10 protein-coding genes are annotated in these 15,361 nt (G+C 76.9%); 3 read left to right on the plus strand and 7 right to left on the minus strand.

The features are described 5' to 3' along the window. Positions 1–391: 391 nt before the first annotated feature. The 3 genes from AB0N76_RS11050 to AB0N76_RS11060 form a co-directional block, all read right to left on the minus strand. The gene (locus tag AB0N76_RS11050; protein ID WP_363555529.1) at positions 392–2,308 is read right to left on the minus strand and encodes a glycosyl hydrolase; all 1,917 of its coding nucleotides are present in this window, start codon (positions 2,306–2,308) and stop codon (positions 392–394) included. Positions 2,309–2,799: 491 nt separating this feature from the next. Further along, positions 2,800–3,606 (minus strand): DUF4253 domain-containing protein, encoded by an 807-nt coding sequence (locus AB0N76_RS11055; protein WP_363555531.1) that lies wholly within the window; start codon positions 3,604–3,606, stop codon positions 2,800–2,802. Between the two features lie 50 nt (positions 3,607–3,656). Further along, positions 3,657–4,532 (minus strand): methyltransferase domain-containing protein, encoded by an 876-nt coding sequence (locus tag AB0N76_RS11060; protein WP_363555533.1) that lies wholly within the window; start codon positions 4,530–4,532, stop codon positions 3,657–3,659. A gap of 209 nt (positions 4,533–4,741) precedes the next feature. On the opposite strand from AB0N76_RS11060, the gene AB0N76_RS11065 reads away from it, so the two are divergent. From AB0N76_RS11065 to AB0N76_RS11075, 3 genes are all read left to right on the plus strand, one after another. Next, positions 4,742–5,506 carry an SOS response-associated peptidase gene (locus AB0N76_RS11065; protein ID WP_363555535.1) on the plus strand — a complete coding sequence of 255 codons (765 nt, stop codon included), beginning with the start codon at positions 4,742–4,744 and terminating at the stop codon, positions 5,504–5,506. 94 nt (positions 5,507–5,600) lie between these two features. Beyond that, complete coding sequence (locus AB0N76_RS11070) at positions 5,601–6,314, plus strand: helix-turn-helix domain-containing protein (protein ID WP_363555537.1); 714 nt, start codon at positions 5,601–5,603, stop codon at positions 6,312–6,314. A gap of 31 nt (positions 6,315–6,345) precedes the next feature. After that, entirely contained in the window at positions 6,346–6,840 is a 495-nt protein-coding gene (locus AB0N76_RS11075; RefSeq protein ID WP_363555539.1) for a DUF3291 domain-containing protein, read from the plus strand. Between the two features lie 26 nt (positions 6,841–6,866). On the opposite strand, the gene AB0N76_RS11080 is transcribed toward AB0N76_RS11075, so the two are convergent. The 4 genes from AB0N76_RS11080 to AB0N76_RS11095 all read right to left on the minus strand — a co-directional run bounded on the left by AB0N76_RS11080 (position 6,867) and on the right by AB0N76_RS11095 (position 15,344). Continuing rightward, a complete protein-coding gene (locus AB0N76_RS11080; protein WP_363555541.1) occupies positions 6,867–7,859 on the minus strand; it encodes an ABC transporter ATP-binding protein in 993 nt (330 codons plus the stop codon). Further along, positions 7,856–10,717, minus strand: coding sequence for a hypothetical protein (locus AB0N76_RS11085; RefSeq protein WP_363555543.1), 2,862 nt, complete (start codon positions 10,715–10,717; stop codon positions 7,856–7,858). The genes AB0N76_RS11080 and AB0N76_RS11085 overlap by 4 nt, the downstream gene beginning before the upstream one ends. A gap of 121 nt (positions 10,718–10,838) precedes the next feature. Then, entirely contained in the window at positions 10,839–14,234 is a 3,396-nt protein-coding gene (locus AB0N76_RS11090; RefSeq protein WP_363555545.1) for an FtsX-like permease family protein, read from the minus strand. A 216-nt stretch (positions 14,235–14,450) separates the two neighbouring features. Next, positions 14,451–15,344, minus strand: coding sequence for a hypothetical protein (locus AB0N76_RS11095; RefSeq protein ID WP_363555547.1), 894 nt, complete (start codon positions 15,342–15,344; stop codon positions 14,451–14,453). Positions 15,345–15,361 lie beyond the last annotated feature (17 nt).

Raw genomic sequence — 15,361 nt, forward strand, 5'->3', positions numbered from 1 at the left:
GGCGGGGTCGCCGGCGGCAGGGGCGGGAGCGGCGGCCGAGGTGGACGTCGTCGGCTTCGGCTTCGGCGCGGCGGTCACGTCGTCGGTCCCGCAAGCGGTCAGGACGAGGACGGCGCCGGCGAGCGCGGCCGGAACGAAAAGGGCACGGCGAATGGACATGAGGGATCCCCGTAAGAGCGCAGGTCGGATGGGAGTGCGGTCGGCGCCACCGTCGGCGCCCCGCTGGACCGCACTCTGACCCGCCGTCCGTCCCACCCGCCAGCCCTTCCCGCCGATCTGGCACGCTGGAACGATTCCACCCCCTCTGACCTGCGGATTCGTCCCGCCCTGGAACGGCCTGACGGGACGTTCCAGGGCGGCCGGCGCCGGCTGCGGGGGCGAGTCGGGTGGGTCAGCTCCAACGGGTCAGGGCGTCCAGGTAGACCGCCGTGCGACCGGTCGTGCCGGGGGCGGGGGTGAGGACCACGCCGATCTCGCGGACGTGGGCGAGGTCCGGGACGGTGGTGAGGTCGAGGCGGAGGACCCGGCCGTCCGGGCCGACGGTGACGGGCGCGCTCTCGGTCCGGGTCCAGCCGGCCGAGTCGCCGGTGCCGGTGCGGACGTAGAGCCTGGCGGTGGTGCCGCTCCCCTGGTTGCCCCAGGGCGCGGTGCCCGCGGCGACGGTGAGCACGGTGGCGCCGGTCAGGTCCGCCGGGGCGGTCCGGCGCAGCTGGACCGGCCCCCGCTCGGGCTCGACGTCGGCCTTCAGCGCCGTGCGGCGCTCGGCCGAGCCCTCGTCGGCGACCGCCCAGGGCCCCGCCGCCATGCCCTGGCCGGTCCAGCCCTCGGTGCCGTTCTCGAAACCGGCGAGCAGACCGCCGCGCCGGACGTCGTCCAGGTAGACCGCGGAGCGGCCGTTCGCCCCGGCCGCGGGGGCGAACTCGACCCCGATCTCCCGGACGTGGGCCCGGTCGGGGACCTTGGTCAGGTCGACGGTGAGCCGGGTGGCCTTGGTGTCGACGGCGACCGCGCCCGAGTCGGTCCAGGTCCAGCTCCCGGCGTCACCGGTCCCGGTGCGGACGTACAGCTTGGCGCGGGTGCCGCCCGCCTGGTTGCCCCACTCCGCGGTGCGGGCGTCGACGCTGAGCACGGTGTCCCCCGAGAGGTCGAGCGGGCCGACCTTGTTGAGGTACGCGGGGCCGGCGGCGAGGTCCACGTCGGCCTTGAGCGAGCCGCTGCCGCGGGCGGACCACTCGGTGACCTGCCACGGTCCGGCGGCGAGGCGCCAGCCGCTCCAGCCCTGGGTACCGCTCTCGAAGTCCTGGTACACCACCGGCGGGTTGTCGGCGGGAGTGGCCGTGAGGTCGACCCGGCCGCGGTTGACCGTCCACGGGTCGTTCATCAGCTTGGCGCCGTTGACGTTGCGGGCCGGGCTCCACTCGCTGTTCCAGGCCAGGAAGTAGGAGGTGTGGGGGAAGCGCTCGTGCAGCGCCTTCACCCACCGCTCGTAGTCGAAGGTGCCGCCGGCCCCCGAGCCCGGGCCGATCTCGGTGAAGGCGAACGGCTTGCCCAGCTCGACCAGCTTCTCGTAGCCGGTGATCGTCGACGGGTCGGCCGTGTAGCAGTCCAGCCCGACCACGTCGGCGTACGCCCGGCCGACCCAGTACGCGGTGGGGTCGGCGGTTCCGCAGTTCGGCGCGTACGTCCAGAGCAGGTTGTGCAGGCCCTTGGCGGTGGTCAGGTAGTCGTAGGTCCGCTGCCACAGCGAGGAGAAGTCCGCCGGGTCCTGATTGCCCCACCAGAACCAGTCGCCGTTCATCTCGTGGAACGGCCGGAACAGCACGGGCACTCCGGCGTCGGACAGCCGCCGCAGCCCGGCGGCGACGTCGTCGAGCTCGGCCCGCCAGGCCTGGCCCGGCGCGGTCGCGGGGTCGGAGAGCTGACGGAAGGTCGACTGCGGCAGCGGGGTCCGCCAGGCCGCTCCCGCGACCGGGTTCGGCAGGTGGACGCTGACCGAGACCAGTCCGCCGCGACCGGCGTGCTCGATCAGCTCGGCGTCGCAGTCCGAGTTGATCGCGGTGGGCGCGTGGTCGGCGTTCCACGCACTCGCGTAGTCGCAGGCCAGTACGGCCGGGAACTGGCCGGTCCGGTCCGCCAGTTCGGCGACGTCCCGGTACTGGGTGGCGAAGTCCTTGCCGGACTCGACAGCGGCGCTGCCGCTGTAGCCGGCGAAGAACCCGGAGGCCACCTTGTTCCGCAGGCCCCGGTCGGGCAGGTGGGTGAGCCAGTCCAGCACCGTCTGCGCCTGCGGGCTCGCGCTCGGGTCCACCGGGCGGGCGGTGGACGCGGCGGGTACCGGTTGCTGTGCTGCCGCCGGCGCTCCCACTGCCGCTGCCGCTGCCGCCGGTATCCCGACGGTCCCGCCACCGATCACGCTCGACGCCGCCATCAGGACGACGGCGAGCCTTCGACGTAGCCTCATCGGCTCCCCCGTTTCGTTCGTTCCGCTCCGTGGCCCGGCCCCGTGCCCGGCCACCGGCGGGTCACCCTAGTCGGCCGGGGCAACTGACTTACCTTCGGCTCCGCCGGCGCCGGCCTCCGGCTGGGCGGTGGGTCGTCGCGGGGTGAGGGGGTGAGGGTGGAGGGCGGGGCGGCGGAGGTTTCACGGGCGCAGGTCGCGCCGTCGGCCCGGCGACTGCGGGGGCCCTTCCCGTCCCACCGCCAGGACGCTCGGCGCGGGCACCCTGCACGGCGGCACCGGGGCCGGCTGTCCGAACGGGCACGAACCGCTGGCGGGGGGACGACGGTGGGGCTGACGGGTCAGTCCCACCAGAAGTGCCAGAGGTGGGAGCCGACCAGCTGCTCGGCATAGGCGGTGAGGGTGCCGGTGCCCTGGAACACCAGGTCCGAGCAGAGGGCGGTGTGCTCGGCCGCCACCGGGAGCGCCTCGGCGAGTGTGGCGGGCGGCACGGCGACGCTCAACTGGAGGGTGTCGAAGCCCACTTCGACGACCCGGGCGCCGAAGCGGCGCTCCCAGCCGGCGAGCACGGCGGCGATCTTCGCGATGTCGTTCTCGTGGTTGACCGGGCCGCTCCAGCCGCACGCCACCAGCGCCTCGGCGCCGCTGTCGGCCCGCACCAGACCGAGCCGGACGTTCCGGCCCGGCTGCAGGAACCCGGCGAGCCCGCGGGCTTCGCGGTCGGCGGCACCGTCGGGGACGGCGGCGGCGGGGGCGAGACCGGGCCAGGTCCGCACGTACGGGGCGAGCGCGTCGACCAGGTCGGCGTCGTCCTCCTCGGGGTCGGGGGTGATGGAGTCCCACCAGTCGCGCAGCAGGACGGCCGGGTCGTGGTGGGAGAGGTCGGAGGCCTGGTCCGGGTAGAGCTCGCCGGACAGCCAGGGGCGGAAGTCGGGGCCGCCGTCCAGCGGGGCGAGCAGCAGCGGCCAGAGTCCGGTCTCCGGGTGGGCGCGGTGGAGCCGCTCCCACAGCCCGTCGGGGGCGGGGGCGTCGCTGATCCACAGCAGCGGCCGGCGGCCTTCCCCTTCCTCTCCGGTGACCGGGCGCCCGGGCGGGAGCGGGACGGGCAGGGCGGCGAGGGCGCGGGTGAGGTCCAGGGACTCGATCATGCGAGCACCCTAGGATCGGGGTCCGACAACGGGGCGGTGCGGGAAGCGGCTCAGGCGGGGGGACGGCGACCCCAGGCGGTGATCATGCCGGGCGGGAGCTCGGCGAGGGTGGGCGACGACAGGTAGTCCAGGGCCTCGTCGAGTTCACCCGGCGCCAGGACCGTATCGGCGTCCAGGGCGGTGCCGGCCTCCGGGGCGGTACCGGCTTCCAGGGCGTCGCGCATGCTCTGCCAGGTGGTCCGCCAGAAGGCGGTGACGGCCGCGTCGGGGGTCAGCGGCGGCACCACGATCTCCGCGCCGACCTCGCGCAGTCCCAGGTCCCGCAACAGCTGCGGATAGCGGGTCACCCAGTTGATGTCGGTGCCGATCCGCGCGCGCAGCACCTGCCACATGGCCGCCATGGTCCGCCGGTAGGCCCGGTTCGACGAGTCCGCCGTGGTCAGGTCCACGGCGTCGCCGACGACCAGCCGGCCCCCGGGCGCCACCCAGTCGGCCAGCCGGGCCAGCACCTCGGCGTGCCGGGGCAGGTGCATGAGGACGAAGCGGCAGTGGACCAGGTCGAACCGGCCCGGTGCGAGCGTCGGATCGGTGATGTCGGCGGCCATTGTGCGCACCCGGTCCCCCGGGTGGACGGGGACGAAGCGCGGGTCGCGGTCGAGGGCGAGGACCTCGTCGACGTGGGCCTCGTCGGCCAGCCAGCGGCTGATCGTTCCGGTGCCGGCGCCGACGTCGAGGCAGCGCCACCCGGGACCGACGCCCAGGGCGGCCAGGCGGGAACGGGTCACCGCGTCGTAGGCCAGCGCGCCGTGGTCGATGCGCTCCCCCTCCCCCGTCCGGTCCGGGGCGAAGAGGTCCGTCCCGTAGCGCCCGTCGCCCGGCGCCGACCGCGGGCCGCCGGGGACGGGGGGATCCACCGAGGCGTTCACGGGAACTCCTTCGCGGGGCGGTGCGCCGCATTCCGGGCGGGCCGAGGTCCGCCGCGGCGCGTCCGGCGGATCCGTACCTCCAGTGTTCGCCCACCCGTGGCGGGGTGCGCGATGGGGCGGAGCGGGGAGGGGACGAAGGCTGCCGGTGATGGTGGGGAGGTCCGCGGTTCGTGGGACGGCCGGGGCCGCGGGGCGGCAGGATGGGGCCCATGTGCGGTCGATTCGTCTCCACCACCACCCCGCCCGACCTGGCCGAGCTGCTGCGCGCCTCGGTGTGGCCGTCCGCCGAGGCCCTCGCGCCGTCGTGGAACGTGGCACCGACCGACCCGGTGCCCAGCGTGCTGGAGCGGGTCGACCACGAGACCGGGGAGATCGTCCGGCAGCTGCGGTCGCTGCGCTGGGGCCTGGTGCCGTCCTGGTCGAAGGATCCGGGCTCCGGGGCGCGGATGATCAACGCGAGGGTGGAGACGGCGCACGAGAAGCCCGCGTTCCGCAAGGCGTTCAAGGAACGGCGGTGCGTGGTGCCCTCCGACGGCTACTACGAGTGGCGCCCGGTGCCCGCCGGCGAGGGCCGCAAGGCGTACAAGCAGCCCTACTACCTCCACCGGCCCGACGGCGGACTGCTGCTGATGGCGGGGCTGTACGAGTTCTGGCGCGACCGCACGGTGGCCGAGGACGATGACCCGGCCGCGTGGCTGGTCACCTGCACCGTCCTGACCACCGAGGCCACCGACGCGGCCGGCCGGATCCACGACCGGATGCCGGTCACCCTCTCTCCCGACGCGCTGGACGCCTGGCTCGACCCCACCGTCACCGACCCCGGCGAGGTCCGCGACCTGCTGCACGCCCCGGCCGGGGAGCTGCTGGTGCGGCCGGTGGCCACCACGGTCAACAGCGTCCGCAACGACGGCCCGCAGCTCCTGGAGCCGGTGGCGGACCCGCTGCCGGAGGTCACCGGCGGGCACTACGTCTGACGGGCTCCTGGGGTTCTGAGCTCCCGGGCTCCCAGGCTCCCGAGCGCCCGGCGGAACTTCTATCTCCAACCCGCGTTGTTCCTAGAATGGCCGGGTGAACGACATCGACGCGATCGCGGCATTGCAGGATCCGGTGCGCCGCCGCCTGTACGAGTACGTGGCGGCGCAGGGCCGCGAGGTCGGCCGCAACGAGGCCGCCGAGGCGACCGGGGTGGCGCGCACGCTCGCCGCGCACCACCTGGACAAGCTGGCCGAGGCCGGACTGCTGGAGACCGGCAGCCGCCGGCTGACCGGCCGCTCGGGCCCCGGGGCGGGCCGCCCCGCCAAGGTGTACACCCGGGCGCGGGCCGAGCGGTCGGTGTCGCTGCCCGCCCGCGACTACCGCACCGCCGCCGAGCTGCTCGCCGAGGCGGCCGAGCAGGCCGGACTGGACGCCGGGCTCTGCGCGGCCGCGCGGCGCCGGGGCGAGGCCCTGCGCGGATCGGCGGCGCCCTGCGGCGGACTGGCCGAGGCGATGGAGGCGCTGGCCGCACGCGGCTACGAGCCGCACCTCGAGGACGGGGAGCACCTCGAGGACGGGGAGCACGTCGAGGACGGGGAGGCGGAGCAGTCGGCCGGGCCGGTCCTGCGGATGCGCAACTGCCCCTTCCACGCGGTCGCCGAACGCTTCCCGCCGCTCGTCTGCGGCATGAACCTCGCCCTGCTGGAGGGGCTGCTCGGCACGGACGGCCCGGTCCGGGCGCGGATGGACGCCCGGCCGGGCGAGTGCTGCGTGGTGGTCGAGGCTTCTAAAAACAATGATCATTGACATAGAAAGCGGCGCCGTGCTGGGATGGGGCATGACCTCCTCCCTGCCTGCCGCCCACCTCGCCCAGCTCAATGTCGCCACGCTCCGTCACCCCATGGACGACCCGCGCATCGCGCCCTTCGTCGAACTGCTCGACCCGGTCAACGCCGCCGCCGACGCCGCGCCCGGCTTCGTCTGGCGGCTCGTCGAGGAGGGGGCGGCCGACGCCACCGGCCTGCGCCCGGCGGGCGAGCACGTCATCGTCAACCTGTCGGTGTGGGAGAACCAGGAGGCCCTGTGGGACTTCTCCTACCGCAGCGGCCACCTGGACGTGATGCGGCGGCGGCGCGAGTGGTTCCAGCGGCACGTCGAGGCGCACCTGGTGCTCTGGTGGGTGCCCGCCGGCCACCGGCCGGACGTCGGCGAGGCCATGGAGCGGCTGGCGGAGCTGCGGGCGCACGGGCCCTCTCCGCGCGCGTTCACGTTCACCTCCTCCTACAGCGCGGACGAGGCGGCCGAGCACGAGCGCGAGCGCGTGGCGGGCTGAGGAAGCGGGGCCGGCCGGTCAACGTCTCAGCTCCCGCCCTCCCCCGCAGCGGCGTCCGCCCCGGCGCCAGCCGCCGGGCGGTCGCGGTCGGGCCAGACCGTGATGTGGTCGTGCTCCAGGACCAGCCGAACCCGGTGCGCCAGCCCCAGCGACTCGGTGAACTCGCGCGGCAGTTGGAGCCGGCCGACCCGGTCCAGCACGGTGAACTCCTCGGCGGCGGGCGTGCCGTCCGCGCGGGCCGTCGCCGGGTCGCGCAGCACCTCGGTGGAGGTGCGCCCGTCGCGGATCCGCACGGTGCGGCGGACCTGGTCGGCCACCAGGGCGTCGTGGGTGACGATCAGCACCGTGGTGCCCAGTTCGCTGTTGGCGATGCGAAGGGCGCCGAAGACCTCCTCCGAGGTGGCGGTGTCCAGCTCGCCGGTGGGCTCGTCGGCGAGCAGCAGCCGCGGTCGGTTGGCGAGGGCGACGGCGATCGCCACCCGCTGCTGTTCGCCGCCGGAGAGCGCGGCCGGGGTGCGGTCGGCGGCCGCCGCGATGCCCATCAGGTCGAGCAGTTCCAGCGCCCGCGCGGCGCGCCGACGGCGCGGCACCCCGGCGTAGCCCATCGGCAGCTGCACGTTCTCGCGGGCCGTCAGGTAGGGCAGCAGGTTGCGGGCGGTCTGCTGCTGGATCACCCCGACGGTCCGGCGCCGGTAGGCGGTCCGCTCGCGCCGCTTCAGCGCGCCCAGGTCGGTGCCGGCCACCCGGACGCTCCCGGCGCTCGGGGTGTCCAGTCCCGCGAGGATGCCGAGCAGCGTCGACTTGCCGGAACCGGAGGCGCCGACCAGGGCCAGCAGCTCGCCCTCCCGCACCGTCAGGTCGAGCCCCTGCAGGGCCTGCACCTCGACCCCGCCGCGGGCGGTCGGGCCGGTGCGGTAGATCCGCACCAGGCTCTCGCAGGCCACCATGGGCTGGTCGGACGTCCGGGAGGTCGGGTCGGACGATCGGGACGTCGGATCAGCGGTCGGTCGGATGGTCATAGGGCCTCCCCCAGTCGGAGCACGGCGCCCAGTCCACGGCGGCGGCCGATCGCCGCCTCCAGTGCGGCGGCCGCGAGCACCAGCACGGCCACCGCGCCGCCGAGCGCCGCGGTCGTCGTCCAGTCGATGCGCGGGTCGGGCTCGAACGGCCCGCCGGTGAGTGCCCCGAGCCGCAGGCCGGGGCCGAGCGCGCCGGGCAGCAGCAGGCCGAGCGCGGTGCCGCCGAGTGCCGCCGCCAGCAGCAGCGGCAGCAGTTGGAGCAGTTGCAGCCCGAGCACCGCGCGGCCGCCGATCCCGAGGGTGCGCAGGTAGGACGTGGTCCGGGCGCGTTCGGTGGCGGTGAGCAGCAGGTCCAGGGCGACCGCGCCGAGTGCCAGCAGCAGGCCGAGCCCGGTGGTGAGCCGGAAGGCCAGCCGGACCGAGCGGACCAGCCCGTCCGTCCGCAGGGCCGCCGACTCCTCGGCGTGCTCGCGGAGTTCGACCCGCGCCCCGGCTCCGCCCGCGGGGGCGAACTGCGTGGCGGCCGTCCGCAGGGCGGCCACGTCCAGCGGCGGTCCGCCGGCGGCCGGGTGCAGCAGGACGGCGGACGGCCGGCCGTTCTGCGCGGGCAGCCGCTGCGCGGACGGGCCGGTGAACAGCAGCAGCGCGCCGGGCCGGGGCCCGCTGCCGAGGACCGGTCCGAGCGCCGGGTCGCGCAGCGCCTCGGCGGGGAGCGCGCCCACCACGTGGACCAGGGAGCGGCTCATGCCCAGCGCGGCCAGCTCGAAGACGCCGTCGGGGAAGCGGGCCGCGAGGTCGGGATCGGCCAGCGCGCTGAGCACCGGCACGCCGCCGTCCGGACCGGACTGCCCGACCGGCGCGTCCGCCCCGTCGGCGGCCAGCAGGGCGCGGGCCAGCGGGGAGGACGGCTCGGCCGCGCCCAGGGCGGCGGCGTCCAGTCCGACCAGCCGGGCGCCCGGGAAGGCCGTGCCGTCGTCCTGCGAGGTGAGGTCACCGCTCGCACCGGTGATCCGGACCTGGTGGCCCGTGGTGCCGAGGTGCGAGAGGTCCTCGGGCAGCCGGTCGCGCGGGCCGACCAGTGCGACCGGTGCTCCGCCGGTGCGCCAGTCGGCGGCCTGCGCCCCGCCGTCCGCCACGGTGCGGGCGACCATCCCGCCGAAGACCCCGTAGCCCGTGGCCAGGACCAGCACCAGCAGGGCCAGGGCGGCCGCGCCGCTGTGCGCACCGGCCCGGGCCAGCGCCACCAGCGGGACCAGCCCGCGCGAGCCGCGCGCCCAGCGGGTGACCCGGGCCAGCGCCGGGGGCAGCAGCCGGATCAGGGCCAGCACCATGACCAGCGCCAGGAGCACCGGCGTCAGGGCGAGTTGCAGGTCGAGGCCGGACCCGGTGAAGCTGCCGCGGGCCCGCAGCGCGACCAGCCCGGCCCCGGCCAGCAGCACCACCAGGGCCTCCAGCACCAGCCGGCGCCGGCGCGGCACCGGGCGGACCCGTCCCGCCGAGGCCAGCAGCACCACCGCGGGCGCGCACCAGACCGACAGCGCGGCGACCAGCACCGGCACCGCCGAGCCCGGGGCCGTGCCCGGCGGCGCCAGCGCGCGGCCGATCACCCAGCCCACCGCGACCCCGGCGCCGACCGCCACCCCGGCCTCGGCCAGCAGGCGGCCCGCGATCCCGGCCGGGCCCGCCCCGCGGGAGAGTTGCAGCGCGAACGCCCCGGCCCGACGGCGCACCCCCAACCGCGCGGCCGCGACGGCGGTGGCCACCACCACGGCGAGCAGTCCGACCAGCGCGAAGCCGTGCAGCTGTTCGACCCGCGCGCGCTGGTCGGCGAAGGCCTCCAACTCCGGGGTGAGCCGCTCGGAGACGGTCGCCGAGGGGACGAGGTGGCCGGCCAGGAGACAGATCTGGTTGCCGCACAGCTCGGCCGTCTTGGCGGCGCGCCACCCGGCCAGGGCGGCGCGGAGCCCGGCGGTCCCGGCGGGGGTGGCGGCCGGTCCGGCACGGTCGGTGGCCACCGGCAGGTCCCAGGCCGCCTGGAGCGGCACGGTGCTGTGCGCGGCGCTCTGCTCGATCCCGCCGGCGCTGGTGAGGAGCTGGCCGTTCAGCTCCTGGCCGGTCTCGACCTGCACGGTCAAGGGTTCGGCCAGCAGCGGGAACTGCTGCCAGAGCCGGCCGCCGCCCCGGCCGGTGCGGAAGACCCCGACCAGGACCACCGGGGTGGACGGGCCGACGCTCTGCAGGTCGAACTGCCGGCCGACGGTGAGGCCGAGCCGGTCGCGGGTCGCCTCGGAGACCGCGACCTCGATCGGGACCGGCGGGGCGAACGGGGCGGACGGGGACGCCGGGGCGGGCGGGGGCTGGTGCGGGGCGCGGCCCTGGACGTACTCGACCGGGCCGGCGCCCTGGGCGTCCGGCTGGGTCTCCGGCGGTGCCTCCGGCTGGGCGTAGGCGAGGCTGAACCGAGGGGGCCGGCCGTACGGGGTGGGCAGGTCCGCGCCCACCGCCGCCGCGGCCTGGGTGGTGACGCGGCCCTGCGGCTTGCCGAGCACGGCGGCCAGCGGCGGGGTGGCGGCGCGGCGCAGTCCGTCGCCGATCCGGTCCAGCTGCTCGTCGAGCGTGGCATCGCCCGCCGTCGGCAGGGAGTCCGACAGCGCGACGGTGGCGGCGCCGGCGGCGACCAGCGGCCCGGACTGCTGGGCCCGGGCCACCCGGTCCGCGAGCGAACCGGCCGCCAGCCGGTCGAACCGCGGCGGCCAGCTCAGCGGGATCGCCGTCAGCAGCACGGCGAGCAGCGCGAGCACGACCGCCACCGGCCAGGCGATCCGCGCCTCACGCCGGATCAGGCGCAACGTCAGCATGTGGGGCTCCCCCCGTCGGAACGTCCTGCCGCAGCTGGGGTGTCGGGGGTGGCCATGAGCGCGGGTCGAGGCGAGCCCTCCGGCGCGGCGGGGGTGGCAGGCGGAGCAGGGGCGGGATGGGTCATCCGGCTTCCCCTGCGCGGAGGGCTCGGACCAGGTCGACCCGGGCCAGGAGGCGGGTGAGGAGCAGCAGGGCGACGGCCAGGGCCAGGCCGCTGAGGAGCACCGTGAGGACGGCGGCGGGCCGTCCCGGGGCGGCGGCCAGGGCCGGGAAGAGCGGGCCCGCGGTGTCGTCCAGCACGGTGAGTGGCAGCAGCAGGACCGTCAGCAGCAGGCCCAGCAGGCCGCCGAGCAGGGTCGGCAGGGCCGTCACCGCCACCTGTTCGGCGCGCAGCAGTGCCGTCAGTTCGCCGCGCCGTACGCCCAGTGCGCGCAGCACCGCGAACTCGCGGCGGCGGGCCCGGACCGCGCCGACGGTGTGCAGGGTCAGGGCGGTGACCGCGAACAGCGGCGCGGCGGCCAGCACCAGCAGCCAGGCGCAGCGGAGTCCGGCCCGGAAGGGGTCGTCGGCCAGGGTGGCGGCGACCCGTTCGGCGCTCTGCGCCCGGCCGAACCCGCCGTGGCCGTCGACGGCGGCCCAGGTGGCCGCCGGGTCGTCGCTGGCCAGCCACCAGTGGGTCTCGGTGGGTGGTGCCGCTCCGGTGAGGGCCCGGCCGGCGGCGAGCGCGCGCAGGTCCAGCAGCAGGTGCGGCTGGTTCGGGAGGTAGCCGGGCAGTGCGTCGATCACGCCGGTGATCCGGACCTGCTGGGCGGTTTTCCGGCCGTGTTCCCAGTCGAGCCGGAGGGTGTCGCCGACCTTGGCGTTCAGCGCGTCGAGCAGCGCGCGGTCGGCGAGCGCGGGCACGGCCGGGAGTGCGGGGACCTCGCGGCCGGTGCCGGTACCGCTGCCGGGCAGCGCCGCGAAGACCGCGTCCTGGCCGCCCGGGTCCGGGACGGCCGACGGCTGCTGGGAGCGCAGAACGGCGCCCAGCAGGTCGGGGCCGCCGCCCTGCCAGGTGCAGGCCGCGGCCTGGTCGTCCTCGGGTGTCCGGTCGATCGGCGGGGCGGGCAGCGCTCCCGGGGCCGGTTCGGTGCCGGGGCAGCCGAGCGCGGCGGGCTTGCCGAAAGCCGTGCCGGAGCGGAACCAGGACTGCCCGGGCGGGAGTACGAGGTCGGTCCGGCGGTCGCCGGTGACCGCCGCGATCCGCGTCACCCGCAGGTCGAGCGTGGTGCGCCGGGTCAGTTCGGCGGGGAAGTGGACGCCGAGCCGGCTGACCGTCAGCGGGTGGGCGCGCCGGCCGCCGGCCGTCAGGTCCACGGTCAGCGGGTGCGGGCGGCCGTCGGCGGGCAGCGGGACCGTCAGCCGGTCGGTCAGCCCGTCGGCGCCCTGGATCCAGAGCAGCAGGCTCGTACCGGGGTCCGGGACCGGTCGGTCGGTGGTGGCCTGGACGGTCAGTTCCAGCGCGGTCGGCTCGCCCGGAACCGGCAGTCCCTGGGCGGGCACGGCGGTGAGCGGGGCCAGGAGTTCCGAGGCCGGGCGGTCGGCCAGGTCGGCGCGCAGCGCGGGCAGCCGTCCGGACGCCGCGGCGGCCGCGGTGTCGACGGCGACCGTCTGCACCACCGTGCTGCCGACGAACGCCGACTGCTCGGCCACCGGGGTGAGCCCCGTGACGCCCGGCAGGGCGGCCAGCACGGCGTGCCGCTGCGCCGCCGGGCCGGTGACCCCGGACAGCCGCAGGTCGGCGCCGACGGTGAAGACCGCCCGGTCGCGGTCGCCGGCCGGCAGCGCGGCCAGCACCCCGGCGGCCAGGCTCGCGCAGGCCACCGCCAGCAGCGTCACCAGGACGGGAACCGCCTGGCGGCCGGCGTCACGGCTGAGCCGCCAGGCGCCCAGCGGCAGGACGAGTCCGCGGGCCCGGCCGGCCGCCCGTTCCAGCAGCCGCCCGGCCGCCGGCAGCACCCGCAGCAGCAGGACCGCGCCGGCCACCGCCATGGCCACCGGGGCGAGCACCAGCACCGGGTCGACCCGGGAGTCGAACCCGACGGCGGTGTCCGTCACCACCACGCCTCGGTAGTGGCGCAGTTGGAGGAAGCCGAGGACCGCCACGGCGAGCAGCCCGAGATCGGCGCCGGCCCGCTGGAGTCCCAGCCGGCGCGGGTGGCGCCCGCCCGCCGTCCGCCCGGCGCCCGGGTCCAGCGCCTGACGGGCGAGCGGCAGCAGCAGGGCCGCGCCGTGCACGGCGAGCGCGAAGGCCGCGGTCCACCAGGGCGTCCACCAGGCGGCCCGGCCGGCGTCGGCCGCGACCAGGCCGGGCACGCCGGCGCCGCGCAGCACGGCCGCGAGCAGCGGCTCGGCCAGGAGCAGTCCGCAGAGCGCCGCCGGCAGCGCGACCACCGCCCACTCGCCGGCCGCGACCGCGAGCAGCCAGGGTGGGCCGGCGCCCCGGGAGCGCTGGAGCTCCTGTTCGCCGGCGACCGCCTCGGCCAGCCGGCGGGCCGTCAGGACCAGCACCGTCGAGGCGAGGACGGCGAGCAGGGCGAGCGGCACGGCGATTCCGGCGCGCGCGGTGAGGGCCGGCAGCGCCTGGGCGTCGACGGCGGCGGGCAGGGTGCTGCGGGCCTCGGTGTCGGCCAGCGCCGGGGTGGCGCCGCGGTAGACCGAGCGGGCGGTGTCCGCGCCGGCGAAGGTGGCGACCCGGTCGCGCAGCGCGGCCAGTTCGGGCAGGGCCAGCCCGTCGGTGTCGGGGAGCGCCAGCCACTGGGCCAGGGTGCGGGTGGCGAACGCGGGCAGCGCGGTCAGCTGGGCGCCGTCGACCAGCAGCGGGGCGCGGCCCGCGCCGTCCGCGCCGGCGAGGCCGGACCAGAGCGCGGCGGCGGCCGGGTCGGGCCGGTAGACGCCGGTCACGGTGAGCTTGAGCGGGCCGCCGGTGACGGGGTCGCGGACCAGGGCGGTGGCGCCGCTGTCCAGGCCGAGCCGGTCGGCGGCGTCCTCGGCGAGGGCCACCCGCAGCCCGCCGTCGGCGGCGGGAGCGCTCGCGGAGGCGGGGGCGGCGGTGGTCGGCCAGCTGCCGCTGCGCAGGCGGGCGTAGCGGCCGGGGTCCGGGAGGGCGACCGGGAGGGCGGGGAGGACGGTTTCGGCGGGCCGACGGCGGCCGGCGGGTGGCAGCGGCAGGTCCACGGCGCCGGTGGCGCGCAGTGCGGTCTCGGTGCGGAACGGGGTGCCGGCCATGGTGCGGACCAGTGCCGCGTGCACCGCCCGGTCGGCCGCGGGCAGGCCCTGGGCCGTCCAGCGCGCGGTGACCTCGACCGAGCGGCCGGCGTCGGCGGCGAGCCGTTGGCGGACTCCGGCGGTGGCGGCGGACTGGGCCAGTCCGGCCACGACGGACAGCACCGCCGTGGCCACCAGGATGCTCACGGCGACGGCGGCCGGGACCAGCCCGTGCCGCGCGAGCCGACGCCCGACTCCCGCCCGTCCCATCCACCGCTCCCCTCGGCACCTTCCGCACCCGGGGGTCGCGTACCACGGGACCACGTGCGGAACAGAGTTGAGGTTCTATCACAGTGCGATCGATTTTGGTCTGGACCAATCTGGTTTCCCCCGGGGTCCTGCCCGAAGAGGCAGGACCCCGGGGGCACCGGGCCGGGGGTCACCAGGCCGGGCTCACCAGGCCGGCGATGAACAGGTTGGCCGTCCTCACGAGGTGACCGCCACGCCGATCAGCAGGTAGCAGAGGAAGACGGCCGGCAGGTAGCCGACCGTCGCGTACGCCGGCCAGCGCGGGGCCGCGGTGCGCACGAAGGTCCGGCCGGCGGCGGCGACCAGGAGCAGCGGCAGCAGCGCCGACCACCCCCAGGCCCGCGCCCCGCCCTCCCACGGACTCAGCGCCGCCAGCGCCACCGCCCCGTTCGCGACGGCGAAACCGCAGGTCGCGGCCGTGGTGGCGGACAGGCCGAAGACCCGGACGTAGCTGCGCTCATGCGGACCAGGCGCCCGGACCAGCTTGCGGGCCAGCTCGTGGTGGGTGGCCGCGAGCGTCACGGCCGCCAGGACGGCCAAGGCGTGCCGGTCGGGCGACAGGCCGGTGTCGGCGAGGAAGCGCGCGTACAGGTAGAGGTTGAGCAGGACCTGCACCGGGCTGCTGAGCAGCACCCCGGTCACCACCGCGTCGCCGCGCGGCCACCCCAGGCCCAGCTCGGATCCCACCAGGGCCGCGGTGTAGGCGAGTTGGGCGGCGAGCAGGAGTTGGGCGGGGCGGTCGCCGGCGTTCAGCGCCAGCACCGCCAGGGCGCCGACGGTGGCGAGGACGGTCAGGTCGCGGGGCGTGACGGCGCCGCTCGCCAGCGGACGGGTGGGGTGGTGGCGCCGGTCGTAGGGCAGGTCGCGCAGGTCGTCGGCGATCCGCAGCAGCAGCAGGTCGACGACGACGGTCAGCACCGCCACCAGCGTCCCCCAGCCGGGGCGCCAGTGCTGGACCCGGGGGTCGGCGGCGGCGAACAGGCCGGTCGCGCCCGTCGCCCACGCGGCGGCGAAGACCGGCGACAGGGGCAGCGGGTAGCTGCCCCGGACGAACGCGCCCAGTCGCGCCACCGGTCCGGGACGGGACC

Origin of the sequence: Kitasatospora sp. NPDC093806 (genome assembly GCF_040683335.1) — a bacterium.
Classification (GTDB): domain Bacteria; phylum Actinomycetota; class Actinomycetes; order Streptomycetales; family Streptomycetaceae; genus Kitasatospora.

Coding starts and splice junctions, on each gene's coding strand:
- AB0N76_RS11055 (WP_363555531.1), bottom strand. CDS start 3,606: ATGATCGAGTCCCTGGACCTCACCCGCGCCCTCGCCGCCCTGCCCGTC.
- AB0N76_RS11075 (WP_363555539.1), top strand. CDS start 6,346: ATGACCTCCTCCCTGCCTGCCGCCCACCTCGCCCAGCTCAATGTCGCC.
- AB0N76_RS11080 (WP_363555541.1), bottom strand. CDS start 7,859: ATGACCATCCGACCGACCGCTGATCCGACGTCCCGATCGTCCGACCCG.
- AB0N76_RS11090 (WP_363555545.1), bottom strand. CDS start 14,234: ATGGGACGGGCGGGAGTCGGGCGTCGGCTCGCGCGGCACGGGCTGGTC.
- AB0N76_RS11065 (WP_363555535.1), top strand. CDS start 4,742: ATGTGCGGTCGATTCGTCTCCACCACCACCCCGCCCGACCTGGCCGAG.
- AB0N76_RS11085 (WP_363555543.1), bottom strand. CDS start 10,717: ATGCTGACGTTGCGCCTGATCCGGCGTGAGGCGCGGATCGCCTGGCCG.